The organism is Faecalibacterium sp. DFI.5.82, assembly GCF_029076575.1.
Lineage (GTDB): Bacteria > Bacillota > Clostridia > Oscillospirales > Ruminococcaceae > Faecalibacterium > Faecalibacterium duncaniae.
The window spans coordinates 1-443 of record NZ_JARFIS010000081.1; the positions used below are offsets into that span (position 1 = coordinate 1).

Annotated in this window: 1 protein-coding gene; it reads left to right on the plus strand. The window is 49.9% G+C overall.

Going from position 1 to position 443, the window contains the following annotated elements; all coding sequences use genetic code 11:
* Positions 1-229 precede the first annotated feature (229 nt).
* Positions 230-443: glutamate--tRNA ligase family protein (locus P0G09_RS15660; RefSeq protein ID WP_275253114.1), on the plus strand; the 214-nt coding region annotated here is incomplete at its 3' end.

Here is a 443-nt window from a genome sequence, read left to right on the forward strand (position 1 = left end):
CAGAGCCTTCAAAGGAAAATTGTGCCATCTCTCCCACTCAGTATACAAAATTTCCAATCATTCGTCAATGATTGCGTGCAGTTTCGACAAAAAGATTTTTTCTTTTGCTTCCAAACGCCCATTCTGCCAAATCTGCGGCCGATTCGTTGACAAAACAGCGCACAGCGATTAAACTAAAAGGTATCTATCCGCAATTTTTTGCCTGTAAATATAAAAGGAGCGTTTTTCTATGCCGAGCAATAAAGTCCGCACCCGTTTTGCCCCCTCGCCCACCGGCTACATGCATGTTGGCAACCTGCGCACCGCGCTGTACACCTACCTGATGGCCAAGCACGAGGATGGCACCTTCATCCTGCGCATTGAGGACACCGACCAGGTCCGTTACGTTGAGGGCGATGTGGATGTCATCTACAACACCCTGCGGGAGACCGGCCTGCTGTGGG